This window comes from Xanthomonas sp. CFBP 7698 (assembly GCF_003600855.1).
Classification (GTDB): domain Bacteria; phylum Pseudomonadota; class Gammaproteobacteria; order Xanthomonadales; family Xanthomonadaceae; genus Xanthomonas; species Xanthomonas cannabis.
This window is the reverse complement of sequence record NZ_PRDN01000006.1, coordinates 77,112-102,115: the sequence shown is the minus strand read 5'-3', so window position 1 is coordinate 102,115 and position 25,004 is coordinate 77,112. Positions and strand designations below refer to the sequence as shown.

At 67.6% G+C, this 25,004-nt stretch carries 27 protein-coding genes; 16 read left to right on the top strand and 11 right to left on the bottom strand.

Annotated features, from left to right (window positions below):
• Nucleotides 1-329: 329 nt before the first annotated feature.
• Together XnspCFBP7698_RS18885 and msrB are read right to left on the bottom strand one after the other, a co-directional pair.
• Nucleotides 330-818 carry an MliC family protein gene (locus XnspCFBP7698_RS18885; protein ID WP_104579480.1) on the bottom strand — a complete coding sequence of 163 codons (489 nt, stop codon included), beginning with the start codon at nucleotides 816-818 and terminating at the stop codon, nucleotides 330-332.
• A gap of 167 nt (nucleotides 819-985) precedes the next feature.
• Complete coding sequence (gene msrB / locus XnspCFBP7698_RS18880; protein ID WP_104579479.1) at nucleotides 986-1,450, bottom strand: peptide-methionine (R)-S-oxide reductase MsrB; 465 nt, start codon at nucleotides 1,448-1,450, stop codon at nucleotides 986-988.
• 319 nt (nucleotides 1,451-1,769) lie between these two features.
• Here msrB and XnspCFBP7698_RS18875 point away from each other — a divergent pair, with 319 nt between their 5' ends.
• Nucleotides 1,770-2,198: a hypothetical protein gene (locus XnspCFBP7698_RS18875; RefSeq protein WP_104579478.1), complete on the top strand. Its 429-nt coding sequence runs from the start codon at nucleotides 1,770-1,772 to the stop codon at nucleotides 2,196-2,198.
• A gap of 133 nt (nucleotides 2,199-2,331) precedes the next feature.
• Here XnspCFBP7698_RS18875 and XnspCFBP7698_RS18870 read toward each other — a convergent pair whose 3' ends face one another.
• Nucleotides 2,332-2,811 (bottom strand): Lrp/AsnC ligand binding domain-containing protein, encoded by a 480-nt coding sequence (locus tag XnspCFBP7698_RS18870; protein ID WP_047693916.1) that lies wholly within the window; start codon nucleotides 2,809-2,811, stop codon nucleotides 2,332-2,334.
• A 147-nt stretch (nucleotides 2,812-2,958) separates the two neighbouring features.
• Between XnspCFBP7698_RS18870 and XnspCFBP7698_RS18865 the strand changes: the two genes are divergently transcribed.
• Together XnspCFBP7698_RS18865 and alr are read left to right on the top strand one after the other, a co-directional pair.
• The gene (locus tag XnspCFBP7698_RS18865) at nucleotides 2,959-4,248 is read left to right on the top strand and encodes a D-amino acid dehydrogenase (RefSeq protein WP_104579477.1); all 1,290 of its coding nucleotides are present in this window, start codon (nucleotides 2,959-2,961) and stop codon (nucleotides 4,246-4,248) included.
• The gene (alr, locus tag XnspCFBP7698_RS18860) at nucleotides 4,248-5,345 is read left to right on the top strand and encodes an alanine racemase (protein WP_104579476.1); all 1,098 of its coding nucleotides are present in this window, start codon (nucleotides 4,248-4,250) and stop codon (nucleotides 5,343-5,345) included. The genes XnspCFBP7698_RS18865 and alr overlap by 1 nt, the downstream gene beginning before the upstream one ends.
• 829 nt (nucleotides 5,346-6,174) lie before the next feature.
• On the opposite strand, the gene XnspCFBP7698_RS18855 is transcribed toward alr, so the two are convergent.
• A complete protein-coding gene (locus XnspCFBP7698_RS18855; RefSeq protein ID WP_104579475.1) occupies nucleotides 6,175-6,750 on the bottom strand; it encodes a DUF3016 domain-containing protein in 576 nt (191 codons plus the stop codon).
• Nucleotides 6,751-6,999: 249 nt separating this feature from the next.
• On the opposite strand from XnspCFBP7698_RS18855, the gene XnspCFBP7698_RS18850 reads away from it, so the two are divergent.
• The 5 genes from XnspCFBP7698_RS18850 (at nucleotide 7,000) to XnspCFBP7698_RS18830 (ending at nucleotide 11,845) form a co-directional block, all read left to right on the top strand.
• On the top strand, nucleotides 7,000-7,446 hold the full coding sequence (locus XnspCFBP7698_RS18850; RefSeq protein ID WP_047693912.1) for a hypothetical protein: 447 nt from the start codon (nucleotides 7,000-7,002) through the stop codon (nucleotides 7,444-7,446).
• Nucleotides 7,433-7,723: a hypothetical protein gene (locus XnspCFBP7698_RS18845; RefSeq protein WP_047693911.1), complete on the top strand. Its 291-nt coding sequence runs from the start codon at nucleotides 7,433-7,435 to the stop codon at nucleotides 7,721-7,723. Before XnspCFBP7698_RS18850 ends, XnspCFBP7698_RS18845 begins: the two co-directional genes overlap by 14 nt.
• A gap of 222 nt (nucleotides 7,724-7,945) precedes the next feature.
• Nucleotides 7,946-9,889: a PAS domain-containing sensor histidine kinase gene (locus XnspCFBP7698_RS18840; protein WP_123137680.1), complete on the top strand. Its 1,944-nt coding sequence runs from the start codon at nucleotides 7,946-7,948 to the stop codon at nucleotides 9,887-9,889.
• 221 nt (nucleotides 9,890-10,110) lie between these two features.
• Nucleotides 10,111-10,419, top strand: coding sequence for a DUF3247 family protein (locus XnspCFBP7698_RS18835; RefSeq protein WP_039414184.1), 309 nt, complete (start codon nucleotides 10,111-10,113; stop codon nucleotides 10,417-10,419).
• 88 nt (nucleotides 10,420-10,507) lie between these two features.
• On the top strand, nucleotides 10,508-11,845 hold the full coding sequence (locus XnspCFBP7698_RS18830) for a sorbosone dehydrogenase family protein (RefSeq protein ID WP_047693910.1): 1,338 nt from the start codon (nucleotides 10,508-10,510) through the stop codon (nucleotides 11,843-11,845).
• A gap of 211 nt (nucleotides 11,846-12,056) precedes the next feature.
• Here the strand turns inward: XnspCFBP7698_RS18830 and XnspCFBP7698_RS18825 are convergent, their stop codons facing one another.
• Nucleotides 12,057-12,317 (bottom strand): hypothetical protein, encoded by a 261-nt coding sequence (locus tag XnspCFBP7698_RS18825; RefSeq protein WP_081422346.1) that lies wholly within the window; start codon nucleotides 12,315-12,317, stop codon nucleotides 12,057-12,059.
• A gap of 188 nt (nucleotides 12,318-12,505) precedes the next feature.
• Here XnspCFBP7698_RS18825 and XnspCFBP7698_RS18820 point away from each other — a divergent pair, with 188 nt between their 5' ends.
• Genes XnspCFBP7698_RS18820 through XnspCFBP7698_RS18810 form a run of 3 tightly spaced genes read left to right on the top strand, consistent with a single transcriptional unit; the run spans nucleotide 12,506 to nucleotide 14,960 of the window.
• Nucleotides 12,506-13,573: a class I SAM-dependent methyltransferase gene (locus tag XnspCFBP7698_RS18820; protein WP_047693908.1), complete on the top strand. Its 1,068-nt coding sequence runs from the start codon at nucleotides 12,506-12,508 to the stop codon at nucleotides 13,571-13,573.
• A complete protein-coding gene (locus XnspCFBP7698_RS18815; protein ID WP_104579474.1) occupies nucleotides 13,570-14,283 on the top strand; it encodes a pseudouridine synthase in 714 nt (237 codons plus the stop codon). The genes XnspCFBP7698_RS18820 and XnspCFBP7698_RS18815 overlap by 4 nt, the downstream gene beginning before the upstream one ends.
• Nucleotides 14,280-14,960, top strand: coding sequence for an HAD family phosphatase (locus XnspCFBP7698_RS18810; protein ID WP_104579473.1), 681 nt, complete (start codon nucleotides 14,280-14,282; stop codon nucleotides 14,958-14,960). The genes XnspCFBP7698_RS18815 and XnspCFBP7698_RS18810 overlap by 4 nt, the downstream gene beginning before the upstream one ends.
• Before the next feature lie 56 nt (nucleotides 14,961-15,016).
• On the opposite strand, the gene XnspCFBP7698_RS18805 is transcribed toward XnspCFBP7698_RS18810, so the two are convergent.
• From XnspCFBP7698_RS18805 to XnspCFBP7698_RS18780, 6 genes are all read right to left on the bottom strand, one after another.
• Nucleotides 15,017-15,823 (bottom strand): SDR family oxidoreductase, encoded by an 807-nt coding sequence (locus XnspCFBP7698_RS18805; protein ID WP_104579472.1) that lies wholly within the window; start codon nucleotides 15,821-15,823, stop codon nucleotides 15,017-15,019.
• Between the two features lie 178 nt (nucleotides 15,824-16,001).
• On the bottom strand, nucleotides 16,002-16,562 hold the full coding sequence (locus tag XnspCFBP7698_RS18800) for a DUF1415 domain-containing protein (protein WP_104579723.1): 561 nt from the start codon (nucleotides 16,560-16,562) through the stop codon (nucleotides 16,002-16,004).
• Nucleotides 16,563-16,693: 131 nt separating this feature from the next.
• Nucleotides 16,694-17,557 (bottom strand): alpha/beta fold hydrolase, encoded by an 864-nt coding sequence (locus XnspCFBP7698_RS18795; protein ID WP_104579471.1) that lies wholly within the window; start codon nucleotides 17,555-17,557, stop codon nucleotides 16,694-16,696.
• Complete coding sequence (locus XnspCFBP7698_RS18790; RefSeq protein ID WP_047693903.1) at nucleotides 17,535-19,274, bottom strand: ATP-binding protein; 1,740 nt, start codon at nucleotides 19,272-19,274, stop codon at nucleotides 17,535-17,537. The genes XnspCFBP7698_RS18795 and XnspCFBP7698_RS18790 overlap by 23 nt, the downstream gene beginning before the upstream one ends.
• Nucleotides 19,267-19,731 carry a hypothetical protein gene (locus XnspCFBP7698_RS18785; RefSeq protein ID WP_104579470.1) on the bottom strand — a complete coding sequence of 155 codons (465 nt, stop codon included), beginning with the start codon at nucleotides 19,729-19,731 and terminating at the stop codon, nucleotides 19,267-19,269. Before XnspCFBP7698_RS18785 ends, XnspCFBP7698_RS18790 begins: the two co-directional genes overlap by 8 nt.
• Nucleotides 19,732-19,875: 144 nt before the next feature.
• Entirely contained in the window at nucleotides 19,876-20,361 is a 486-nt protein-coding gene (locus XnspCFBP7698_RS18780; RefSeq protein WP_047693901.1) for a YajQ family cyclic di-GMP-binding protein, read from the bottom strand.
• Nucleotides 20,362-20,467: 106 nt separating this feature from the next.
• Between XnspCFBP7698_RS18780 and XnspCFBP7698_RS18775 the strand changes: the two genes are divergently transcribed.
• The 5 genes from XnspCFBP7698_RS18775 (at nucleotide 20,468) to XnspCFBP7698_RS18755 (ending at nucleotide 24,992) form a co-directional block, all read left to right on the top strand.
• The gene (locus XnspCFBP7698_RS18775) at nucleotides 20,468-21,364 is read left to right on the top strand and encodes a DMT family transporter (protein WP_047693918.1); all 897 of its coding nucleotides are present in this window, start codon (nucleotides 20,468-20,470) and stop codon (nucleotides 21,362-21,364) included.
• A gap of 234 nt (nucleotides 21,365-21,598) precedes the next feature.
• Nucleotides 21,599-22,606 (top strand): methionine ABC transporter ATP-binding protein, encoded by a 1,008-nt coding sequence (locus tag XnspCFBP7698_RS18770; RefSeq protein WP_047693900.1) that lies wholly within the window; start codon nucleotides 21,599-21,601, stop codon nucleotides 22,604-22,606.
• Nucleotides 22,603-23,298 carry a methionine ABC transporter permease gene (locus tag XnspCFBP7698_RS18765; protein ID WP_039564295.1) on the top strand — a complete coding sequence of 232 codons (696 nt, stop codon included), beginning with the start codon at nucleotides 22,603-22,605 and terminating at the stop codon, nucleotides 23,296-23,298. The genes XnspCFBP7698_RS18770 and XnspCFBP7698_RS18765 overlap by 4 nt, the downstream gene beginning before the upstream one ends.
• A gap of 206 nt (nucleotides 23,299-23,504) precedes the next feature.
• Nucleotides 23,505-24,308, top strand: coding sequence for a MetQ/NlpA family ABC transporter substrate-binding protein (locus XnspCFBP7698_RS18760; RefSeq protein ID WP_104579469.1), 804 nt, complete (start codon nucleotides 23,505-23,507; stop codon nucleotides 24,306-24,308).
• A 126-nt stretch (nucleotides 24,309-24,434) separates the two neighbouring features.
• Nucleotides 24,435-24,992 (top strand): DUF1453 domain-containing protein, encoded by a 558-nt coding sequence (locus XnspCFBP7698_RS18755; protein WP_104579468.1) that lies wholly within the window; start codon nucleotides 24,435-24,437, stop codon nucleotides 24,990-24,992.
• Nucleotides 24,993-25,004 lie beyond the last annotated feature (12 nt).

Sequence of the window (25,004 nt, the reverse complement as noted above, 5' to 3'; positions counted from 1 at the left end):
GGCTTGCGCGGCGGATTCTTGAAGCGCACGGCGTGAAGATGTGCGCTGTGACTGAACAATCAGCCGATTGTCATTGCGGTCTCATGCACGCAGTTGACCGCATCGCCGCCTGCCAGCGACAGCGTTGCCTCGCCGGCATGTTCCCGGAACCGGTTGCCGCGGGCGTCGGCAAACCGTGCGCCGTGCCTGGACCGTCAGCCGATCGCGGTTGCGGCCTCATGCACGCATTTGACCGCATCGCCGCCTGCCAGCGGCAGCGTCGCCTCGCCGGCATGCTCCCGGAACCGGTTGCCGCGGGCGTCGACAACGCGTGCGCTGTGCCTGGACCGTCAGCCGATCGTGGTTGCGGCCTCATGCACGCATTTGACCGCATCGCCGCCTGCCAGCGACAGCGTCGCCTCGCCGGCATGCTCCCAGAACTGGTTGCCGTGGGCGTCGGCAAACCGCGCGCCGGAGGCGGCCTGGGCACTGAGCAGGGTCAGCGCACGGCCGTCCAGGGTCAGCCGCAGGGCATCGGTGGCGGGCTCGAAGCGGGTGGTGATGGCGCGCTCGCCGCAGCGCCAGGCCACGGTATCCGGCGCCTGGGTCGGCGCGGGTGGCGGCGTGGCCGGCCCCGGATGGCCGGCATGGGGCAGCGGGCCGGTCACGCTGGCGTCGGTGGCCATCGGCGGCGGGCTGTCGTTCGGGCCTGCGGTTGCGATGGGCGGTGAGTCCGTCGCGGTTGCAGGTGTGGTGTCAGCAGAGCGATCGCCTGCGGTGCAGCTGGCCAGGGCGGCGGCCAGCACTACGGCGAGCATCAGGGTCGAGGACGTGTGCATCTGCGTACTCCTGCCTGGATCGGGCCGTCGCCGGCGTGGCGACGGTTGGGACATAGTGTGGCCAGTGCTTAAAGGATCTGGCGCTGCGCATGGTGCCCTGCGACGTCAGTGGGTGCCAGATCAGCGCCACGCATGGGCGCCGCCGCCGACCGGCACTTGGTCTGGCCTCAGGCCGGCTGCGCCTCAGCGCCATCGCGGTGCAACGGGTTGGGCAGTGCCTGGCCGTCCTCGGTGAAGCCCAGCGAGACCGAGTTGAGACAGTGCCGTTCGCCGGTCGGCGGCGGGCCGTCCGGGAACACGTGGCCCAGGTGGCTGTCGCAGCGCGCGCAGACGATCTCGGTGCGGATCATGCCGTAGCTGGTGTCGCGGATCTCGCGCACATGGGCGGTGTCGTAGGGCGCGAAGAAGCTCGGCCAGCCGGTGCCGGAGTCGAACTTGGCGCTGGAGCGGAACAACGGCAGCCCGCACAGGCGGCAGGTGTAGACCCCGTCCAGCTTGTTGTCCAGAAAGACCCCGCAAAACGGCGCTTCGGTACCATGGTGCAGCAGCACGCGCTGTTCCTCATCGCTGAGCCCGGCGATCAGGGCGTCGCGCTGGGCGGGGGAGGGAGGGGTCAGATCGAACTGGCTCATGAGGCTCTCGCATGCGCTCGCCGGCGGGGTGCCGACGCCTGCCCCAGTGATGTGGGCGCTGCGCGGGTGGTTCAACCGGTTGACGTGTTCGAGCAAGTCACGCATGCGCTGGAGAGCCCGAGGCTGCGCCCGTACCTCATCCGGCGCTGCGCGCTACCTTCTCCCACATGAAGGAGGACAACGTCCCGGCGGGGAGACTGGCGTCTTCGCAGTGCAACGACCTGACGAAAGCGTTCATCCCCCGGCCGGTTGCGTGCATTGCTGCCGCCTGGCCGCGCCCCCATCGATTAACCACTCCCGATCAATCACGGTGCCTGTCATGGCGATCCATTCCTCAACGCGCGGCCTGCTGTTCTGCGGTCTGCTGGTGATGGCCGGCGCGGCGGTGGCGCAGTCGGCCACCACCACGCGTTCGTCCAACACGTTGCAGCCCATCACCACGCCGACACCGGTTCAGCCCACTGTGACGCCCCCGCGCGCGCTACAGCCGGCTAACTCGACCGCTCCCGTGCCCTCGCAGCTGGGGCAGCGCCCGGTCGCGCCGAGCATCCCCACCCGTGGTCCGGCGCAGACACCGGTGGCGCCTGCCGGCAGCCAGGTGTCGCCGACGACGCCGATGGTCTACGACCGCAATGGCCGCTTGCTGCAGGGCATGCAGCCGGCCGGTGCAAATCGGGTGCTGGATACCAAGACCGGCCGCTACTACGACGCAGTACCGGCAGGCGACGGCATGCGCGTTGTGCGCTGACAATAGCGCTCGCACTGCACAGACACCGCCCATAGCGACCGACTTGCCACCCAGCCCCGGCGCTTTTGAAATTGCCTGCCATGCAGCAGGCGTTGTTTTGCAGCCCGCACACCCCCAATTCCCAATTCCCAATTCAATCGGCAATCGGCAACGCCAGCGTCTCCTTGACCTCCTCCATCACGATGTAGCTCTTGGACTCGCGCACGTGCGGCAAGGTCAGCAAGGTGCTGCCGAGCAGCTTGCGGTAGGAGGCCATTTCGCTGATGCGCGCCTTGAGCAGGTAGTCGAAGTCGCCGGAGACCAGGTGGCACTCCAGCACATTGGGCAGCTTCAGCGCGGCGCGGCGGAATTCTTCGAAGATGTCGCCGGATTTGTAGGCCAGGCTGATCTCCACGAACACCAGCAGGCTGGCTTTGAGATAGTGCGGGTCCAGCCGTGCGTAGTAGCCGGTGATGGCGCCGTCGCGCTCCAGCCGGCGCACACGCTCGGTGCAGGGCGTGGTCGACAGGCCCACCCGCTCGCCCAGTTCGGTGAAGGAAATGCGGCCCTCCTGCTGCAGGATGCGCAGGATCTTGCGGTCGATCTTGTCCAGCTCGCGGGTGCGGGTGGTCATGGGGTCTGTCTCGGCAGGGTTTGGCAGGAAGTTTCACTACAAAGGCGTGCCGATTCCAGAAATGGCACTGCCTGCCTCGCAATATACTGCGGCTAACTGTCCCTCTCGTGTCTTGTTGTGGGGGAATACCCTTTTCAGGAGAACGACATGCGGGTGCTCATTCTCGGTAGCGGCGTCATCGGCGTGACCAGTGCGTGGTACCTGGCGCAGGCCGGTTGCGACGTGACCGTGGTCGACCGCCAGCCAGCGGCGGCGCTGGAGACCAGTTACGCCAACGCCGGCCAGCTGTCGTTCGGCTACACCTCGCCGTGGGCCGCGCCCGGCGTGCCCGGCAAGGCGATGAAGTGGCTGTTCGAGCAGCATGCGCCGCTGTCGATCCGCCCCACCCGCGATCTGCGCCAGCTGGCGTGGCTGAGCCAGATGCTGCGCAACTGCACCGCCGAGCGCTATGCGGTGAACAAGGCGCGCATGGTGCGCATGTCCGACTACAGCCGCGATTGCCTCAACGCATTGCGCGCCGAGACCGGTATCGAATTCGAGGGCCGCCAGCTGGGGACCACCCAGTTGTTCCGCACGCAGCAGCAACTGGACGCCGCTGCCCAGGACATCGAAGTGCTGGCCCAGTACGGCGTGCCGTATGAGCTGCTGAGCCCGGCCCAGATCGCGCAATTCGAACCCGGCCTGGCCGGCGGCGGCGCGCAGATGGCCGGCGCGTTGCGCCTGCCCGAAGACCAGACCGGCGACTGCCGCCTGTTCACCCAGCGGCTGGCCGAACTGGCTGCGCAGGCGGGTGTCACCTTCCGCTACGGGCAGCAGATCGAGCGCCTGGAGCACGCCGGCGGCCAGGTCACCGGCGTACAGATCGACGGCCGCATCGAAACCGCCGACCGCTACGTGCTGGCGCTGGGCAGCTATTCGGCCGATCTGCTGCTCTCGCTCGGCCTGCATCTGCCGGTGTACCCGCTCAAGGGCTACTCGCTGACCATCCCGATCGTCGATGCGCAGCGCGCGCCGACCTCCACGGTGCTGGACGAGAGCTACAAGATCGCGCTGACCCGCTTCGACGACCGCATCCGCGTCGGCGGCATGGCCGAGGTGGCCGGCTTCGATCTGTCGTTGAATCCGCGCCGTCGCGCCACCCTGGAAATGGTTGTCAACGACCTGTTCCCCGGCGGCGGCGACCTGGCCCAGGCCGAGTTCTGGACCGGCCTGCGCCCGGCCACCCCGGATGGCACCCCGGTGGTGGGCGCCACGCCGTTCGTCAACCTGTTCCTCAACACCGGCCACGGCACCCTGGGCTGGACCATGGCCTGCGGTTCCGGGCGCTACCTGGCCGACCTGATGCAGGGCCGCACGCCGGAGATCGATACCGAGGGCCTGGACGTGTTCCGTTACCTGTCGCCGCGCAGCGCGCGCCCGCAGCGGGAGGCCGCGTAGTGCGTCCTGCGCAAGCGTCAATCGATCTGGATGCGCTGCGCCACAACTACCGCCTGGCCAAGCGCCTGGGCGGCAGCAAGGCGCTGGCGGTGGTCAAGGCCGACGCCTATGGGCATGGCGCAGTGCGCTGCGCGCAGGCGCTTGAGCCGGAGGCCGACGGTTTCGCAGTGGCCTGCATCGAAGAAGCGCTGGAACTGCGCCAGGCCGGTATCCGCGCACCGATCCTGCTGCTGGAAGGCTTCTTCGAACACGACGAGTTGCGCCTGATCGCCGAGCACGACCTGTGGACGGTGGCGGCCACCCCGCAGCAGGTACGCGCACTGGCCGAGTTCCAGAGCCCGCGCCCATTGCGTGTCTGGTTGAAGATGGACAGCGGCATGCACCGGCTGGGCCTGTCGCCGGACGATTTCCGCGCCGCCTGGCTACGCCTGCGCGGGTTGCCGCAGATCGCTTCGCTGGTGTTGATGACGCATCTGGCGCGCGCGGACGAACTGGACTGCAGCCGTACCGACGAACAGGCCGTGGCGTTCGCACTGACCGCCGGCGGCATGCGCGCGGAAACCAGCATCCGCAATTCGCCCGGCCTGCTCGGCTGGCCGGCGCTGCGCAACGACTGGTCGCGCCCGGGCCTGATGTTGTACGGCGCCAACCCGTTCCCGCAGGACACCGACAGCACCGCGCAACTGCGCCCGGTGATGACGCTGCGCTCGCGCATCATCTCGGTGCGCGAGCTGCCCGCTGGCGAACCGGTGGGATATGGCGCGCGCTTTGTCGCCGAACGGCCGACACGCGTGGGTGTGGTCGCAATGGGCTATGCCGACGGCTACCCACAATTCGCGCCCAACGGCACCCCGGTGCTGGTGGACGGCCAGGTCTGCCCATTGATCGGGCGCGTTTCGATGGACATGTTGACGGTGGACCTCACCGATCACCCGCAGGCCGGGATCGGCGCGCTGGTGCAGTTGTGGGGCGATGCACCCCAGGTCAGCCCGCTGGCCGCGCAATGCAACGTCAGTGCGTATCAGCTGCTGTGCGGGCTCAAGCGCGTGCCGCGGGTGTATGCGGGTGAGGCGGCGGTGGGCAAAATTTCAGCATAGATGCATTCCCTTCCTCCGCCGGGACAGTGTCCCCTTCATGGGGGAGAAGGTGCCCCGTAAGGGGCGGACGAGGGTACGGGTGAAGCCTCGTGCGGTTGGAGCGGCAAGTGGGCTACGCCCCATACCCTCACCCCAGCCCCTCTCCGGCGGGAGAGGGGCGTGATCGGTAGCTGCGGCGTTCTTCCCTTCTCCCATCGGGAGAAGGTGCCCCGAAGGGGCGGATGAGGGTACGGGCGCAGCCTCGTGCGGTTGGAGTGGCAAGTGGGCTTTGCCCCGTACCCTCACCCCAACCCCTCTCCCGGCGGGAGAGGGGCGTGATCGGTAGCTGCGGCGTTCTTCCCTTCTCCCATCGGGAGAAGGTGCCCCGAAGGGGCGGATGAGGGTACGGGCGCAGCCTCATGCGGTTTGAGCGGCAAGTGGGCTTCGCGCCGTACCCTCACCCCAACCCCTCTCCCGGCGGAAGAGGGGCGTGATCGGTAGCTGCGGCGTTCTTCCCTTCTCCCGCTGGGAGAAGGTGCCCCGAAGGGGCGGATGAGGGTACGGGCGCAGCCTCGTGCGGTTGGAACGCCACGATGGCTTCGCAACGTATCTCACCCCAACCCTCGCTCCGCCCCCGGCCTGCGCTTGCGCCACAGGCGCTCCAAGGCACACGCGCCTGTGGCGCGAAAGTCATGCCTTCTCGTCCCGCAGAGAGCGGGCTTTAGGACGCAAATCTCGCGTTGGGGATGCGTCACTGTTGTCGCGCGTCCATAACCAAAAACGGCGCGTTGCCACGCGCCGTTACCCTTCGAGGCCTAGCTGGTTTGGCGGCGATATCCGCGCCAAACCATCACAACCCGGCCGTACTGCGATCGCTACGAAACTGTTTACGCAGCCAGTCGTCGATCATGGCTTTCTCGAAGCGCAGCGGGTCGCTGTCGGTCAGCCGCGGGCCGCTCATCAGGAAGGCCGAATCCACCAGCTTGCGTTCGCCCTGGTCGATCACCCGGCCATCGGCCCCGGTCAGCGTGTAGCTAAAACTCAAGCGCGGCGGGTAGATGTCCTTCACCACGCGGACGTCCTGCATGCGCGGGCCGTGCCACGGCTCGTACTGGCCGGCGCGGCGGATGTCGGTGATGGTCACGCTCAGGTGCTGGCCGTCGGGCAGCTGGCGTGCGGCGCTCTGCTGGAAGTGGGTGGCCAGCTGGGTCACCCAGTCACCGCGCTGCGCCTCCCAGCGATTGCCGCTGAAGCGCACTTCGGAAAATTCGGCCGGGTCGGTCCAGCGCACATCCACCTTGCCGTCGCTGCTCAGCGCGCGCGGCGCCTGCGGGTCGGTGACGTTGCGTACGCGGGCCTGCACACCGGTCGCTGCGAGCAGTCCTGCCAGCAACAGGCCGGCGCCGGAAACACTGGAAAGTTTCATGGAAAGCCTCCAAGCGGTAGGTACGTCGCGTACCGGGCGTGCAGGCAGTGTGGGGGTGCGCAAGAGCGCCCGCAACGCGCGCTGCGCCCGGGGCCGCCACGGCATTGCCGCACGGTTAATCCGCGCCGTGGCGGCCATGACGGCGGGTTCACTGCGCCTGCGCCCACGCTTCACGGCACAGCCCGGAAGATCGGCGCCATGGACACCCACTCTTTCCGCACAAAGTCAGTTTCTTCGGCGCCGGCGCATATGCCGGCGGACGTGCGCCTGCAGTTCATCGACTGGGCAAAACAGCACGGCCACAACCCCGCCACCGGGGCCGCCGCCTTCGTCGCGCTGCAAAGCGATGTGGATCTGGATCTGGCCACGCGCACGCTGCGCCTGGAACCGGGTGCCGACCCGCGCGATGTCCTGCGCGAGCATCTGGCCGGGCTGTCACGCCAGGTCGATGTGGCGGTGCAATTTCCGCCGGTCTACGCCTACACCGCTGCCAACGGGCTGGAGTATCGCTATTCGCTGATGCTGGTGATCGCCGAAGACTGTGTGGAATGGACCGGGCGGGTCTGGCAGGACCTGGATTACCAGGGAATGCTCACCGGTCGCGGGCAGGGGCCACGTGCCAACTACACCCAGCTGGCGCGCATGGCGCTGGAACACGAGCTTGACCAGGAGCGTCCCCGTTATGTCCAGGCATGAACTCGAACTGGAGCTGCCGCTTGGCGCGCAGGTCGCCAGCGGTGAGGACGGCTTCAGTCAGCGCTGCCGCAGCGAATGTGCCGCGCTTGGGTTGTCGCGCGTGCGCCTGTTGCTGCTCGATGCCGACTATGCGCGCTCCACGGCCTGGCGCGAGGAAGCGCAGCGCTGGATGGACGAACAGCTACGCCGCGAGGGCGAATGGGTGTTCCGCGGCGTGATTGCCGGCATCGTGCTGATCACCGCCTGCATCGCTTTGGCGGCGGCAACCCTGTGGTGAATGCCCGCCGGGGGTGACCGACATGCGACGGAGACGTGATCGCCTGGGTCCGCCCGTGCACCCGCTGACGACATAGGGCATGGTTTCATCTGTCCGTCATCCGCACTGGCAGCACCCGTGGCCCCCGATTTGCGTCCTTCGCCCCCCAGTCTCGATCCGAGCAGCCTCGATCCGAGCGCCGGCCTGCCCGCCGCCATTGCCGAGCCGTTTCTCGATCCGGCGATGTACCACGAGATCTTCCACAACATCGATGCCGGCTTCTGCGTCATCGACATGGTGTTCGAGGGCGATCAGGCCGTCGATTACCTGATCCGCATGACCAATGGCGCCTTCGAGCGCTACACCGGTCTTTCCAACGCGCTCAACGTGTCCATCCGCAACATGCTGCCCGAGCATGAGCAGGAATGGTTTGACCGCTATGGGCAGGTTGCCCGCACCGGCAACCGCATCCACTTCGAGATGCAGGCCAAGGCCTTGCGTCGCTGGTATTCGGTGGACGCATTCCGGGTGGGGCAACCGGAGCAGGCGCGGGTGGCGGTGTTGTTCATGGACATCACCGAACGCAAGCGCGTGGAGCGCGAACTGGCCGAAAGCGAGGCGCGTTTCAGTGCGCTGGCCGACGGCCTGCCGATGCCGGTCTGGGTGCTGGATGCGCAGGGCGTGGTGCGTTTCGTCAACAGCGCCTACGGCGAGTTCTTCGGCCTGGACATTTCCAGCGGCACCGTGTCGGCCTGGAGCGAGTTGCTGCATCCGGACGACCTGCCGATTTTCCAGTTCGAATTATCGGCCGCACTGGAAGAACAACACGGCCTGCGCGCCCTGGTGCGTGCGCGCCGCCACGACGGGCAGTGGCGCTGGATCGAAATGACCGCCACCCCGCGCTATTCGGCCGATGGTCGGTTCATCGGTCTGGCCGGCAGCAGCCCGGACGTGACCGAGCAGCGCGAAATCGAACTGGCCCGCGAGCAATTGCTGGAGTCAGAGCGCAGCGCGCGCAACGAAGCCGAGAGCATGGCGCGGCTGAAGGACGAGTTCCTGGCCACGCTGTCGCATGAACTGCGCACGCCGCTGACCACCATCCTGGGCTGGAGCGAACTGCTGCTGCAACGGGTCGAAGAAGGCCACCCCAACTTCAAGGGTCTGTCGGTGATCGCCAGCAGCGCACGCGCGCAGAAGCGGCTGATCTCGGACATGCTCGACCTCAGCAGCATGCTGCTGGGCAAGGTGCAGCTGGAAGTCGAATCGCTGGATCTGGCCGAGCAGGTGCGCGAGGCCCTGAATACCCAGGAACTGGCCGCCGAAGGCAAGGACCAGGTGCTGGAGCTGCACGTGCCGCCAACGCCGTGCCTGGTGCTGGGCGATGCCACACGGCTGCAGCAGGTGCTGTGGAACCTGCTCTCCAATGCCATCAAGTTCACCCCGGCCCATGGCCGGATCGATGTCACCATCGAGCGCGACGACGGCCACCTGCTGGTGGCGGTGCGCGATTCGGGCGATGGCATCGCCGCCGAATTCCTGCCGCACCTGTTTGGCCGCTTCCGCCAGGCCGATGGCACCACCACCCGTCAGCATGGTGGCCTGGGGCTGGGCCTGGCGATCGTGCAGCAGCTGGTGGAAATGCATGGCGGCCAGGTCGGCGCCACCAGCGGCGGCCGTGGCAAGGGCGCCACGTTCACCGTGCGCTTGCCCGAGCATGTTCCCGACCAGGCCAAGCGCCCGCGGCGCGAACTGCGCCGCCGCCTGATGTCCGAACAGATCGTCGAGGCGCGTGCGCTCAACGGCCTGCGCCTGTTGGCGGTCGAAGACCAGCCCGACATGCTCGATTACCTGCGCCGTCTGCTCGAAGAGCAGGGCGCCGAAGTGGTTACCGCCGGCAGCGCCACCGATGCGCTGGCATTGATCGACCACCGCGGCCATGCGCGCTTCGATGTGATGCTGACCGACATCGGCATGCCCGGCATGGATGGCTACGGATTGATCCGCACCGTGCGCGACAACCTGGGCTTGGATGCCAATGCCCTGCCGGCGGTTGCGGTGACTGCGCTGGCGCGCGATGACGACCGCAAGCGCGCGCTGGAATCCGGGTTTCAGGAGCATCTGGCCAAGCCGTACAGCGTGGCGCAACTGGTCACCGCAGTGCGCGCCGCGCGCGAAGCGGTGGAATGACGCGTGGCGCGGCGGCAACGCCGCGCAGTGCCATGCTCGCAAGTGCTGGCACGATCGGCGATGCGCCCTGCCGCCGATCGCTCATCGCGTGGTGCCCATTACCTGCATGCCTGCAGGCTGGCAACGCCGTGCAGGCGTGCTCACCGTGACATCGAGGCGTTTGCTGTGTCTTTCACGCTGCCTGGCCTAGCGTGAGGAGCTCCGTTGATGGAGAAATCGCAATGCCAAAGTACGCCCCACACGTGTATTCCGAACAGGTGCAGATCGCCACGCTGGAGCATTGGGTGTCCTTGCTCGATGGGCAGGAGCGGGTGCGGATCGAACTGGACGACGGCAGCATGCTGAGCGGCACGGTTGCGGTGCGCCCCAGCATCCAGACCTATCTCGACGACAACGACAATGAAGGGCTCAACGGGCAACTGCGCCTGGACCAGTTGGACGCCTCGCAGGAGCCGCAGTGGATCTGGATGGATCGCATCGTGGCCGTGCATCCGCTGCCCCTGGGGGCCGATCCGCAAGTCATGCCGTGAAGGCAACGTGTTGACGATGTGTTTACTTCTCTCTGGCGTGTTGCCGGCATGATGTCCGATTGCCGCAACCGTTCAGGAATCGTCTGCAATGACAGCCTTTCTGCCCTCTCGCATTCGCTGGCCGCTATCGCTGATGGCGGTCGCCGTCCTGGCCGGCTGTGGTGACACCGCCACCCTTGCCATCGAACAGGGCACCGGCCCGAACCCGCAATTGCCCGAGCCGGTCAAACGCCTGATCCCCACGGTGAAGGTGGCGCCGGTCAAGCGCTGGGCCGCCACGGCCAAGCCGATCGCTGCCGACGATCTGCAGGTCAATGCGTTCGCGCGCGATCTCGATCACCCGCGCTGGGTGTATGTGCTGCCCAACGGCGACGTGCTGGTCGCCGAGACCGCGCAACCGCCCAAGCCTGAAAACGCCGAGAGTGGCGGCGGGCTACGCAAGAAGGTGCAGGGTGCGGTGATGAAGAAGGCCGGTGCGGTGGTGTCCAGCGCCAACCGCATCACCTTGTTGCGCGACGCCGATGGCGACGGCGTGGCCGAGGTGCGCACCCAATTCATCAGCGGGCTGTTCTCGCCATTCGGCATGGCCCTGGTCGGTGACCGCTTCTATGTGGCCAATGCCGATGCACTGGTGAGCTTTCCGTATACGCCGGGCGACACGCATATCACCGCCAAGCCCACGTTCGTGGCCAATCTGCCGGGCGGGCTCAACCATCACTGGACCAAGTCGCTGCTGGCCAGCCCGGATGGCAGCAAGCTGTACGTGGGCGTGGGCTCCAACAGCAACGTGGCCGAAAACGGGATGGAGGCCGAGCTCAATCGCGCCGCGATCCTGGAGATCGACCCGGCCACAGGCAACAGCCGCGTCTTTGCCAGCGGCCTGCGCAACCCGGTGGGCACGGCCTGGGAGCCGCAGAGTAAGGCGCTGTGGGTGGTGGTGAACGAGCGCGATGAGATCGGCAGCGACCTGGTGCCGGATTACCTGACCTCGGTGCGCGATGGCGGCTTCTATGGCTGGCCATACAGCTATTACGGCCAGCACGTGGACGAGCGGGTCGAACCGCAGAATGCCGAGCTGGTGGCCAAGGCGATCAAGCCGGACTATGCGCTGGGCCCCCATACCGCATCGCTCGGCCTGAGCTTTGCCAGCGGCACGCTGCTGCCGGAACGCTTCCGCCAGGGCGCCTTCATCGGGCAGCACGGCTCGTGGAACCGCGACCCGCCCAGTGGCTACAAGGTGCTGTTCGTGCCGTTTGCCAACGGCAAGCCCAGCGGGACGCCGATCACGGTGCTGGATGGCTTTCTGGATGCCGAAGGCAACGCCCAGGGGCGCCCGGTCGGCGTGGCGCCCGACAACAGCGGTGCGCTGCTGGTGGCCGATGACGTGGGCAACGTGATCTGGCGTGTGACACCGAAGACGCGCTGACGCATCGATTGACAAAAAAACCGGGCGGCTGCCCGGTCTGGTTGGCTCTACATGCGTTGCTCGACGTCTATTGCTTGAGCTTGCCCATGAATGCGGCAAGCTATCGAATGTGTGTTCGAGTCGCCTGCATGCCTGACGATATCAATTGGCATTGCACGCTTCGAGCGCTCTTCACGGAGCAACGTGAAAGCACGTGCGGCACCATTGTGGGCTAGCGTGGCGCTTCGGGCGTGGCACTGAAGCGGCGTGCGTAGTCGCGCTCTTCGGTGATGCGATTGATCTCTTCGTCGGCCATTTCCGGAGCGCCGTAGACCGCATACGCCACGGTGCCGTCTTCGCGCTCACCTACCTGGTGCAGCCGGTAGCGGGGACGGCCGGCGCCGGTGTTTTCGGGGTAATGCATCGGTGGTGGTGTGTCGTCCAGATCCATTTCGCTGTTGTCGACAACTCCCCCTACGAACAAGGCTCGCATCGCGTCTCTCCGGTGTGGGCTTGGATTCCAGCCTAGGCGGGCGGATGTTGCGTGCGCATCAATAGTCCGTATACACATTGGAAGGCGCGTGGCGGCGACGCACACACGCAGGCAACCCCGCGTCGAGCGCGGCGGGCGGGCGGCACCGGTCCCTTACAATGGAGGCCTGTTCCCGACCCGATGATCCGATGGCTGGCCCGCCCGATGCCCCGCTTCAAGCCCTGTTCCTGCCTTTTGCCCAGGGCGCGCTGCCATGGCCGCAAGGCCCGGTGTTGTTTCTGCGCGCACGCGACGGCTTTCCGCTGCGCGAACATGCCACCGCTGAGGCGTTGATCTGCGAGCAGAGCTTTCGTCCGTTTGCCCAGGCGCTGGAGCGCAGCGGCTGGAGCGTGCGCGAAGAAAGCCAGATCGAGGCCGACATCACCCGTTATGCCCTGGTGCTGGTGCTGCCGCCGCGCCAGCGCGACGAAGCGCGTGCGCTGTTCGCGCGTGCGGTGGCCCTGACCGCGCCCGGCGGCCGCGTGGTCGCCTGCCAGTCCAACAACGAGGGCGCGCGCTCGGGCGAAGCCGATCTGCGCCAGCTCACCGGCCTGGCCGGCAGCCTGACCAAGCATCACTGCCGCACCTACTGGACTGCGCCGCTGCCTGCCGAGACCGATGCGGCGCTGCAGGCGCGTTGGGCGGCGCTGGATGCGCCACGCAAGATCCTGGGCGGACGTTTTGTCAGCCGCCCGGGAGTGTTTGCCTGGGATCGCATCGACCCGGCATCGGCGTTGCTGGTCGAGCACCTGCCCGCCACCCTGGCCGGGCATGGCGCCGATCTGGGCGCCGGGTTCGGGTATCTCTCGGCCGAGGTGCTGGCACGCTGCCCCAAGGTCACTGCGCTGGATGTGTATGAAGCCGAAGCGCGTGCGCTGCAGCTGGCGCAGCGCAACCTGCAGGACCTCGCGCATCCGGCGCAGTTGCACTATCACTGGCGCGATGTCACCGCCGGGCTGGAGGCGCAGTACGACTTCATCGTCAGCAATCCACCGTTCCACACGCCGTCCCGTGCCGATCGCCCGGATATCGGACAGCGCTTCATTGCCGTGGCCGCGCAGGCGCTGCGCCCGGGCGGGCAGCTGTTGCTGGTGGCCAACCGCCATCTGCCCTACGAACAGGTGCTCAACGACAGCTTCGGGCAGGTGCGCGTGGCTGCCGAGCGCGACGGCTTCAAGCTGATCGCCGCCACCCGTGGACGCGGAGCGCGCGTATGAAGCTGGTCAAGCACATCGCCAATCTCGGCTACGGCAGCCGCAAGCAGGTGACCCAGCTGTTCCGCCAAGGCGCGGTCACCGACGCGCAGGGCGAGGTGCTGTACGCCGACGACCAGGTGGAACACGACGCCATCCGCATCGATGGCGAGCCGCTCGATCCGCCCCCGGGTTTCAGCCTGTTGCTGCATAAACCCAGCGGTTACACCTGCTCGACCAAGGACACCGGCCGGCTGATCTACGAACTGCTGCCGCCACGCTTCCGCTCGCGCGCGCCGGTGCTGGCGCCGGTGGGGCGGCTGGACCGGGAAACCAGCGGCCTGTTGCTGATGACCGACGACGGCGCGCTGCTGCACCGGATCATTTCGCCCAAGTCCGCGCTGGACAAGGTCTACGAGATCACGCTGGCCGGGGACCTACGTGGCGACGAAGCCGCGCTGTTTGCCAGTGGCACCTTGCTGCTGGAAGGCGAAACCAAGCCATTGCTGCCGGCCGAACTGGAAGTGCTCGGCCCCCGCCAGGCACGCCTGACCCTGCACGAGGGCCGCTATCACCAAGTGCGGCGCATGTTTGCCGCCGCCGGCAATCACGTTGTGGCGCTGCATCGCAGCCGCATCGGCGGGTTGGGGCTGGACGCGCTGCCGTCCGGGCAGTGGCGCGCGCTGGAGGCGAGCGATCTGGAGGTATTGTTCGGCCGTGGAGCATCTGCATGACGGCGGTCGCACCGCCGCCGTTCCGTCCGCAGGCGGTGATCTTCGATATGGATGGCCTGATGCTCGACAGCGAGCGCGCCATCACCGCCTGCCTGGCACAGGCGGCCGATGCGCAGGGGCTGCAGATCGAGCCGGCCTTCTGGCTGCGCATGGTGGGCACGGGCGATGCGACGTGCCGCCGCCTGCTTGGCGAACGCGTCGGCGATGCCGCTGCCGAGCACCTGCTGGCGCGCGCCCAGCCGTTGTATGACGCTGCGGTGGAACGCGGTATCCCGCACCGGCCCGGCATCATCGCGCTGCTGGAGTATCTGGCGGCGCAAGGGCTGCCGCGTGCGGTGGCCACGTCCACCCAACGCCCGCTGGCCTTGCGCAAGCTGGAGGCTGCGGACCTGTTGTGGCGCTTCGCAGCGGTGTGCACCGCCAGCGACGTGCAACATCCCAAGTCGGCGCCGGACATCTACCTGCTGGCCGCGCGCACGCTGGACGTGGACCCTGCGCGGTGTCTGGTGCTGGAAGACTCGCCCACCGGCGTGCGCGCCGCCCTGGCGGCCGGCATGACGCCGATCCAGATCCCGGACCTGCTCGAACCCGATGCCGACGTGCGCGCGCTCGGTCATCGCATCCTGCCCTCGCTAAGCGATGCGCAGCACCTGCTGGAAGCGCAGCTGGCGGGCTGATCGCCGGATGGCGGGAGCGCGCGGACACGCATCAGGGTCGCATCAGCGGTACGCACTCACACGTACTGCATCTTGCGCGACATGCCGCCGTCGACGACGAAATCCTGCCCGGTGACAAATCCGGACAGCGGCGGCGACAGCAGGTACACCGCCAGCTGCGCGATATCTTGCGGGGTCCCCACGCGTCCGGCCGGATGCTGCGCATGGTCGCGTCGCGACAGCTTGGGCGCACGCCGGCGCTGCGGTGCGCGCCAGGCATCGGTACTGATCCAGCCCGGGCTGATGCTGTTGACGCGTACCTGCGGGCCCTCGCTCAGCGCCAGCGCATGGGTAAAGGCAACCAGGCCGCCCTTGGCGGCGGCATAGGCCTCGCTATGCGGTTCCGACTGCCAGGCGCGGGTAGAGGCGATGTTGACGATCGCGCCGCCGCCCTCGGCCTGGGCCAACGCGGGCAGTGCCTGTTTGCTGCACAGAAACGCGCCGTGCAGACTCGCAAGACGCCGGTTCCACTCGTCCCATGCCAATTGCGGCAAGGGCGCGATGTGCGGATCGGGGACGCCGGCGTTGTTGACCAGGCCATCGAGCCTGCCGAAGCGTCTGAGCGCGGTGGCGATCAAGCGCGCCGCCTGCGTCTCGCGCGCGGCATCGCAGCGCACGAAGGCGCTGCGTCGCGGCAGCGCCCATTCCTGCAGGCAGGCCTTTCCGGCCTCGGCGTCGAGATCGCCGATCACCACCGTGCCGCCGGCACCGAGCACTGCCTGCGCAATGCCGCGCCCAATGCCTTGCGCACCGCCGGTGATCACGACCACGCGGTCCTGCAGGGGTGAGGGGTTCCATGCGGAAACGCCGGGAGTCAGGGCCATGGCATGCGCACCGTGCGAAAGAAGGCGTCACTGTAGCGCGCACGCTGTCAGCGTCGTAGCAACACCGCGTGCACCGGCGCGCACGATGCGCTCGCGCCGCCTTGCGCTCAACAGTTGCCGAACGGCACCGCGCGCGCTCGGCTCTGCTGCAAGCCGGCGCGCGCGGCGCGTTGCAGGCTCAGTGCTCGGCGCCGTTCAAGACGCGTTCCCAGCCAGCGTGGCCCAGCCGTTCCAGCGTCTGGATGTTGCGCTCGACGATGACGTCCGGATCCGGGAACGCGGCCACCGCACGCTCCACGCTGTCTTCGCGCAGCAGGTGCAGGGTGGGGAAGGGCGAGCGGTTGGTGTAATTGGCCACGTCGTCCGGCGCAGCGCCTGCAAACTGGTAGTCGGGGTGGAAGCTGGCAACCTGCAGGACACCTTGCAGGTCCAGCGCTTCCACCGCCGCGTCGGCATTGTCGAGAAAGTCGTTGTAGTCCAGGAAATCGCTGAGCACGTCCGGGTGCACGATCAGCGTGGTGTCGATCTGCTCGGCCGGCGTATCGCGCAGCAGCACCAGCTCCTCGGCCAGTTGCTCCAGCAACGCCTCGGGCGTGCTGGCATCGCTGAGCACCAGCCGCACCTGCTCCTTGACGTATACCGCCTTGGCGAACGGGCACAGGTTCAGGCCGATCACTGCGCGTTCGATCCACGTGCGCGTGGCGGTCAACGGATCGGTCGTGGCAGGCATGGTGGTCATCGTGGCGGCGGCGTGATGGCGCGCCAGTGTATGCGATCGCTGTGGACGCAGCGGCGCATCCACCCACGGCGAACGACCCGGCAGACGCAAGCGCCGTTGCGGGCGGCAATGCTCCAGCGCATGCGCGAAGATCAACGTTTGCTTGCGCTGCTGGCCTCGCCATGCTTCGCATCGCCGGGAGGTGCGCCGACCTGTGTACGCAGAAATTCCACCGACACCTGTGCGACGTGGTCGGCCAGCGGCGTCTTGTGCGGCGACCCGATCGCATGCGCGCCCGCATCGAATGCCATCGCCTGCTTGTGCGAAGGCGGCGTGCCCAACGCCTCGAACATGGCCAGCATTGCCGGCACCGAGGCGATCTGATCTTCGTCGCCGTTGGGCGCGCGGTAATAGCCAAGCAACACCGGGCAGCGCACCTGCGGCCACGGCGGCGCAGCGGTCACCGCGTGGAACAGGCCGCGCAATGCACGAAAACCGTCCGGGTGGATGGTGTCCGACCAATACGCCAGTGCCGCCGCCGTGCGCGGGTACGGGTCGGTCACCGGCACCTCCGCAGCGCATAGCCGGTCGAGAAATCCCGGGTTGGCAGGCTGCACGCCGGGCGACCAGGCGACCACGGCCGCGATGTGCGCCGGATGCTGTGCGGCCAGCCACAGGCCCAGCGTGCCGCCCATCGACGAGCCCACGATCGCCACCCGCTCGCCCATGCGTTGCGCCTGCGCAAGCGCCTCCACCGCCGAAGCCTGCAACGCCGCTGTGGTGAGCCCGTGCATCGCGTCCGCTGCGCTGTGCCCGTGCCGGGGCCAGCGGTGCACGTAGCAGTTGGCCTGCAGCGCATCGGCCATCTGCTCGGGTAGCGTGCCGGCTTCGCCCGGGCTTGCGGAAAACCCGTGCAGGTAGAGCAGCGCCAGCGGCGTGCGCGCCTGCGCGGCGGTGCGCCAGTGCCGGCGCGCCGCATTGCCCGGTTTCAGTTCAGTGCGGTGGTCGGTGGGCATGGCGGGCAAGCAGCGCGAGCAGTTCGTGCGCGTTGATCGGTTTGGACAGGTATCCGGCGACGCCGGCAGCGGATGCCTCGCGCATCGAGTCGGTACGCGTGTCGGCAGTCAGCACGATGATCGGCGGCAGCGTGGCAATCGCATCGCGTGCCTGCCCCAGCGCATCCCAGCCGGAGGTGCCGGGCATGTGCAGATCCAGAAACACGATGTCGGGTGCGGCCTGTGCGATGCGTTGCACCGCATCGGTGCCATCGACATGGAAACTCACGCGATGCCCGGCGCGGGTCAGCAGGTTGCCGATCACCAGGCGGTTGGTATCCAGGTCCTCGAACACCAGGCAGTGCAACGATGGCACCGTCTGCGCGTGCTGCGCCAGCGCATCGCGCAGGTCCAGCGTGCGGCTGCCCTCGGCGGCGGTGGCAGGCAATTCGAAGATCCAGCGGAAGATGCTGCCACCGGCGGGGTTGTCGCTCACCGTCAGGCTGCCGCCCATCGCATCGGACACCGACAAGGCGATGTACAAGCCCAGCCCCACACCGCCCTCGACGCGATTGAAGCCGGTGCTGAGCTGGGTGAACGGCGTGAAGATGTAGGCCTTCTTGTCGTCGGGCACGCCGATGCCGGTATCGGTGACGGTCACCTCGATGGTCCAGCGCTCGTGCGCCAGGGTGGCCTCTACCAGCAGCTCGACCGCGCCGCCGGTCGGAGTGAACTTGATCGCGTTGATGACCAGGTTGCTGATCACCTGCTCGATGCGGCCCTCGTCGCCCAGCACGTGCGGCGGCTGCGCAGCCTCCAGGCGCACGCCCAGCGACACGCCCTTGGTGGACGCGGCGGTCGCGCACACCGCCTTGACCGTGGTCAGCACGTCCAGCAGGCTCACTGGCTTGCTGTGCAGCTGCAGCCGTCCACCGTCGATGCTGGCCACGTCCAGCACCTCGTTGACGCGATGGCGCAGCGCCGTGGCGTTGACCGTCACCGCCTGCATCAGGTCGCGCTGGTCGGCCGGCATGCTCTGGGTGTCGATCAGCTGCGCGCAATTGATGACCGCATTCAACGGCGTGCGCAGTTCGTGGTTCATGGTGCTGATGAAGCGGCTTTGCGCATCGCGCGAGGCCAGCGCCTGCAGCGCCACTTCCTGCATCGCAATCACGATGCGGGCCACCAGGAACGGCAGCACCATGCTGAGCGCCACCGCATACACAAAGTACGCCGGCCGCGACAGCCAGTAGCCGGTGGGCGCGGTCAGCAGCATCAGCACGAAGGTGCTCAGCAGCACCGGGACCATCGCGCGCTGCCCGTAGCGCGCTACGGCAGCGATGGTGATGAAGGGCAGGAATGCGTTCAACGACATCAGCAGGATGAAGGCCTGCGAGGTCTGGATGCCGATGAACAGCAGGCTCATCGCAAAGCCGAAGGCATCCATCCATTCGCCCGGCGCAATGCGTTTGCTGCGCACCACCACCATCCATGCCACCGCCACCACCCACAGCAGCACCGCGGTGAGAAAGACGTTGTGCGCGTCTTTCACCAGCACCGGTTGCGGCCCGTACAGCCAGCCCAGGCACCACAGCATCACGATGGTCTGCACGATCACGCGGCCCACGCAGGCCCGGTATTCCAGGAACGACTCGAGCAGCTGCACGAGCCTGTCGTTGCGCAACTGCCTGGCCGCCGGAATCAGGCCGGGCGCAGCGCGATGGGAAGTACTACGCATGAGGTTCCGCGTCGTCGAGGGGAAGGGTGCGCCGGTAGTGCCTGACCAGTAGACCAGCGGCGGTCGCCACCGCGGTGAAGCGGTGCGCAAGCGTGTCGCTCAGGGCGTCGCGCTCCACGTCGCGGCGCAGCTGGTCGCAGGCCCTGAGCAGTTGCTGCGAGCCGGTCAGCGAGATCGTGTTCTTCAACGCATGGATCTGCTCCAGCGCCTGCTGCCGGCTGGTGGCGGCCTGGCCGAGCGAGCAGCGCGCGATGGCATGCTCGATCTCCACCGCGAAGGCATCGGCAAAGGAGGCTGCCGCCACCGGGTCCAGGCTGGCCATGGCGTGCAGCGTGGAGCCGGCTTCGATGCGGGGCTGTGCCTGGACGGCGGCGGCCTGCCCCCCACTCGCGACAGCCGCGCCCGTCTGTCTGGCGACGCGCAGGCGATTCAACAGACGGCCGAGCAGTGCGCGCATCGGGCTGCTAGACCAGCGGCCCGATGCAGCGTGCGTTGCCGCACGCTGCCTGCGGCGAGCAGGGGCGGTGCGCCGTCACGCGACCGACGTCAACCACGGGCATGGCCTGGCGGCTCGACGCGTTCACCGGCATGCCTGCCGCGCTCAGTCGCGGAAGTTGTCGAACTGCAGCGGCAGCTCGAAATCGGCCTTTTTCAGCAGTGCGATGGCGTCCTGCAGGTCGTCGCGCTTCTTGCCGGTCACGCGCAGCTTGTCGCCATTGATCTGCGCTTCGACCTTCAGCTTGGCCTCCTTCAACTTGGCCACCAGCTGCTTTGCCTGCTTCTGCTCGATGCCCTGCTTGACGGTGACCTTCTGCCGCGCGCCGGCCAGGTTGGTTTCCACATCGCCAAACTCCAGGCAGCGCACGTCGATGCCGCGGGCCAGCAGCCGCGCGCGCAGGATGTCGGTCATCTGCTTGACCTGGAAATCGCTGGGTGCGGACTGGTTGATCACCTTGCCGTCTTCCAGCTCGAACCTGGCCTCGACTCCCTTGAAATCGAAACGCGTGTCCAGTTCACGGTTGGCCTGGTCCACCGCATTGGTCAGTTCGTGCTTGTCGACTTCGGACACCACGTCGAAGGAAGGCATGCAAAGCTCCTGCTGTCTGAAAACAGCGGCCATTCTAGGGCATCGCACCGGGCTGCCCGTCACCGGCGCGTGGCGGTCGATGGGGCGCGGCGGCGATAATGCGGCCATGCCCACCACCCGTTCTCCGCTCCCCGCCATCGCCTGGATGGTGGCCGCCGTGGCCTGCTTCTCGCTGATGGATGCGGGAATGAAGCTGCTCTCGGCACATTACCCGCCATTGCAGGTCACCTTGTTGCGGGGCGCGGCCTCGTTGCCGTTCGTGCTGGTGTGGGTGTTCGCCACGGCCGGGCCGCGCTCGATCGTGCCGGTGCGCTGGGGCCTGCATCTGCTGCGCGGGGTGCTGGGCATGGTGATGATCGGCTGCTTCGTCTATGGCCTGAAGCGCATGCCGCTGTCCACCGCCTACACGCTGTATTTCGTTGCCCCGCTGCTGGTGGCGGCGCTTTCGGTACCGCTGCTGGGCGAACACGTCGGGCCGCGGCGCTGGACGGCGATCGGCATCGGCCTGGTCGGGGTGATCGTGGTGCTGCGCCCGGGCGTGGACGGGCTGATCTCGCTGCCCGGCCTGATGGTGCTGCTGGCGGCCACCGCCTATGCCATCGCCGCGGTCACGGTGAGCCTGCTGACCCGCACCGACACCCCGCAGGCGATGGTGGTGTGGTTTCTGCTGTTCATGGCCATCGGCGCCGGGCTGCTGGCCATCCCCGACTGGGTACCGCTGCAGCCGCGCCACGGCTGGCTGATCGCCGGCATGGGCCTGGCCGGGGCGCTGGGGCAGATCGCGCTGACCCAGGCCTTCCTGCGCGGCGAAGCCTCGATGATCGCACCGCTGGAATACACCGGCCTGGTCTGGGTGATCGGCTGGGACTGGCTGCTGTGGCAGACCCTGCCCGACGGCTGGACCTGGACCGGCGCCGGCATCATCGTCGCCAGCGGGCTGTATTTGTTGCGGCGGGAGCGCATACGCAAGGCTGACAGGCCGTTGCCGCTTGAGCGGCCGTGAGAACGGGATTGGGGATTGGAGATTCGGCAAAGCAAGGCGCGCGCGCTCCGATGAGTCCCAGATCTAGCGCTTGGCAGCCGGAGATAGCGGGCGCTTGGGATTCGCAAAGGCGAGGGGCGTCGCCTTTGCGAATCCCAAATCCCGACTCCCGAATCCCAACCGTTAGAACCTAATGGAATGACGGCCCTAAACATTGACTGGTAGGCTTCACGACCCCCCAATCGGCCACGCGCGGTGATCCAGTTTCAGCGCCTGCACAAGTCCTATTCCGTTGACGGTCGCCAGATCGTGGCGCTGCATCCGCTCGATCTGCGGATCGGCCCCGGCGAGGTGTTCGGCATCATCGGCCATTCCGGTGCCGGCAAATCCACCCTGATCCGGCTGATCAACCGGCTGGAAGAACCCAGCGGCGGCCGCCTGCTGATCGGCGACGAAGACGTCACCGCGCTGGACAGCCAGGGCCTGCGCGCCCTGCGCCGGCGCATCGGCATGATCTTCCAGCACTTCAATCTGCTGTCCTCGCGCACCGTGGCCGGCAACGTGGCCTTCCCGCTGGAACTGGCCGGCACGCCGCGCGCGGAGATCGATGCGCGGGTGGCCGAGCTGCTGGCCCGGGTGGGCCTGCAGGACCACGCCAACAAGTATCCGGCACAACTGTCCGGCGGACAGAAGCAGCGCGTCGGCATTGCGCGCGCGCTGGCCACCCGGCCGCAGATCCTGCTGTGCGACGAGGCCACCAGCGCACTGGACCCGCAGACCACCGCCTCGGTGCTGCAGCTGCTGGCGCAGATCAACCGCGAGCTGGGCCTGACCATCGTGCTGATCACCCACGAGATGGACGTGATCCGCCGCGTCTGCGACCGCGTGGCCGTGCTGGATGCGGGCCATCTGGTGGAAACCGGTCCGGTCACCGAGGTCTTTTTGCACCCCAAACACGCCACCACCCGGCGCTTCGTGTCCGAAGCCGAACATGTGGACGAAGCCGAACTGCACCGCGATTTCGCCGCGGTCGGCGGGCGCATCGTGCGGCTCACCTTCCTGGGCAACGGCACCTACGAACCCGTGCTGGGCCGCATCGCCCGCGAGACCGGGGTGGACTACAACATCCTGTCCGGGCGCGTGGATCGCATCAAGGACACCCCCTACGGTCAGCTCGTCGTCGCGCTGACCGGCGGCGACCAGAACGCTGCACGCGCCGGCTTCGTCGCCGCCGGCGTGCATGTGGAGGATCTGCGCGTATGAACCCGATCGTTGCCGCTGCCGGCGGTTTCTTCCGCAATCTCGATGCCGCCAAGTGGGGCGACATCGGGCAGGCGACCCTGGACACCTTGTTGATGCTGGCCGGCGCGCTGCCGCTGACCCTGCTGATCGGCCTGCCGCTGGGCGTGGCGCTGTTCCTGTGCGGCGCGCCGCAGCTGCGCCGCCGTCCGGTGCTGTACGGCGCGCTGGCGCTGGTGATCAACCTGCTGCGCTCGGTGCCTTTCATCATCCTGATGATCGCGATGATTCCGCTCACGCTGATGCTGATGGGCACCTCGCTGGGCGTGCGCGGCGCGATCCTGCCGCTGGTGGTCGGTGCCGCGCCGTTCTATGCGCGCCTGGTGGAAACCGCACTGCGCGAGGTGGACCGCGGCATCATCGAAGCCAGCCAGGCGATGGGCGCCACCACCCGCCAGCTGGTGCTGCGGGTGCTGCTGCCCGAAGCGCGCCCCGGCCTGATCGCCGGCGCCACCGTCACCACCATCGCGCTGATCGGCTTCACCGCCATGGGCGGTGCGATCGGTTCCGGCGGGCTGGGCGATGTGGCCTACCGCGAGGGCTACATGCGCTCGCATGCAGATGTGGCGCTGATCACCGTCATCGCCCTGCTGGTGCTGGTGCAGCTGCTGCAGATGCTGGGCGACCGCCTGGTGGCGCACTACAGCCGGCGCTGAGCCGCGCAAGGCAGGGGCGGGGCGGCGGACGCTGGTCGTGCGCCCTGGCCATGGCCGCGCTGGCCGCGGTGGGGCAATCCGCGGGACTGTCTGCATGGCGTCGTGCGCCGCGCGTTGCCGCGGCGCGCTGCATCGCCGCCGCCGCCACGGTCTGCTAGGTTTAACGTCTGCGGCCTTTCCGCACTCCTCCTCCCACGGATCCCTACATGAGCACATTCGCGTTTCGTTCCCTCCTGGCTGCGGCCACGCTGGCGTTGGCGTCCTGCGGCGGCACCGGCGGCAGCAGTGGCGGCGACACCCTCACCGTGGCGGCCACGGCGGTGCCGCATGCCGAGATCCTGGAAGTGGTCGAACCGCTGCTGGCCAAGCAGGGCCTGACACTGGACGTGCGCGTCTTCAACGATTACGTGCAGCCCAACGACCAGGTCGTGCAGAAGCAGATCGACGTCAATTATTTCCAGACCGAGCCCTACCTGGACGCGTACAACCGCGACCGCAAGAGCCAGCTGGTGACTGTGGTCGGCGTGCATATCGAGCCGTTCGGTGCGTACTCGCGCCGCTTCAAGGCGCTGGCCGACCTGCCCACCGGTGCCGATGTGGTGATCCCCAACGACCCCAGCAACAACAGCCGCGCGCTGATCCTGCTCGACAAGGCCGGCGTGATCAAACTCAAGGACCCGAGCAATGCGCTGTCGACCCAGCGGGATATCGTCGACAACCCCAAGCAGTTCAAATTCCGCGAGCTGGATTCGGCAATGCTGCCGCGCGTGCTGGATCAGGTCGACCTGGCGCTGATCAACACCAACTATGCGCTGGATGCCGGGCTCAATCCGACCCGCGATGCCCTGGCGATCGAAAGCAAGGAGTCGCCCTACGTCAACTTCCTGGTGGCGCGAGCGGACAACAAGGACGACCCGCGCGTGCAGAAACTGGCCAAGGCGCTGACCAGCCCGGAAGTGAAGGCCTTCATCGAGCAGAAGTACAAGGGCGCGGTACTGCCTGCGTTCTGAGCAACACGCACCATGCCTGCGTCTGCCCACATGCGGGCGCAGCCACACATCGGCTGGCAGACGAACACGCGCACCTGACGCAGGCGTAGTAGCGTGGTCGGCTCCTTTGTCCAGGCCGTGCCTTCGATGCCCCTGCTGCTTGCCATTCCACTGGCCGTGATCATTGCGTTGGCGGTATTCGCAGTGTTGTTGCCGTTGTCGCTGCTGCAGCGCTTCAGGGTCGGTACCGCACGCCGGCAGGCACGGGGCTGGCTGCTGATGGTCAACCTGGTTTCGGCCGGGCTATCCAGCGCGCTGTTCGTGGTATTTACCCTGATCGCCGCCGCGTTCTGGCCCGGCGCGATCAGCCATGCCGCGTTCGGATGGGCCTGCGGGCTGGCGCTGGGCGTGCTGGCCTTGCGCCTGACCCGCTTCGAGCGCACCGCGCAGGGCCTGTTCTATCGGCCGAATCTGTGGCTGGTGCTGGGCTTGACGGCGCTGGTGGTGGTGCGGGTGATCGCCGGGATGGTGCAGGGCTGGCGCAGTACCTGGCAGGGCGCCACGTGGCCGGTGGACGGCTGGCTCAGCCACGCCAGCCTGCTCGGCGCAGCCGGCGTGCTGCTCGGCTACGCGCTGGCCTACGCCACCCTGTTGTGGTGGCGGTGGCGCACCGCGCGCCTGCGCGGCAGCGTCTACTGGCGTTGAAGGCAGCGCCAC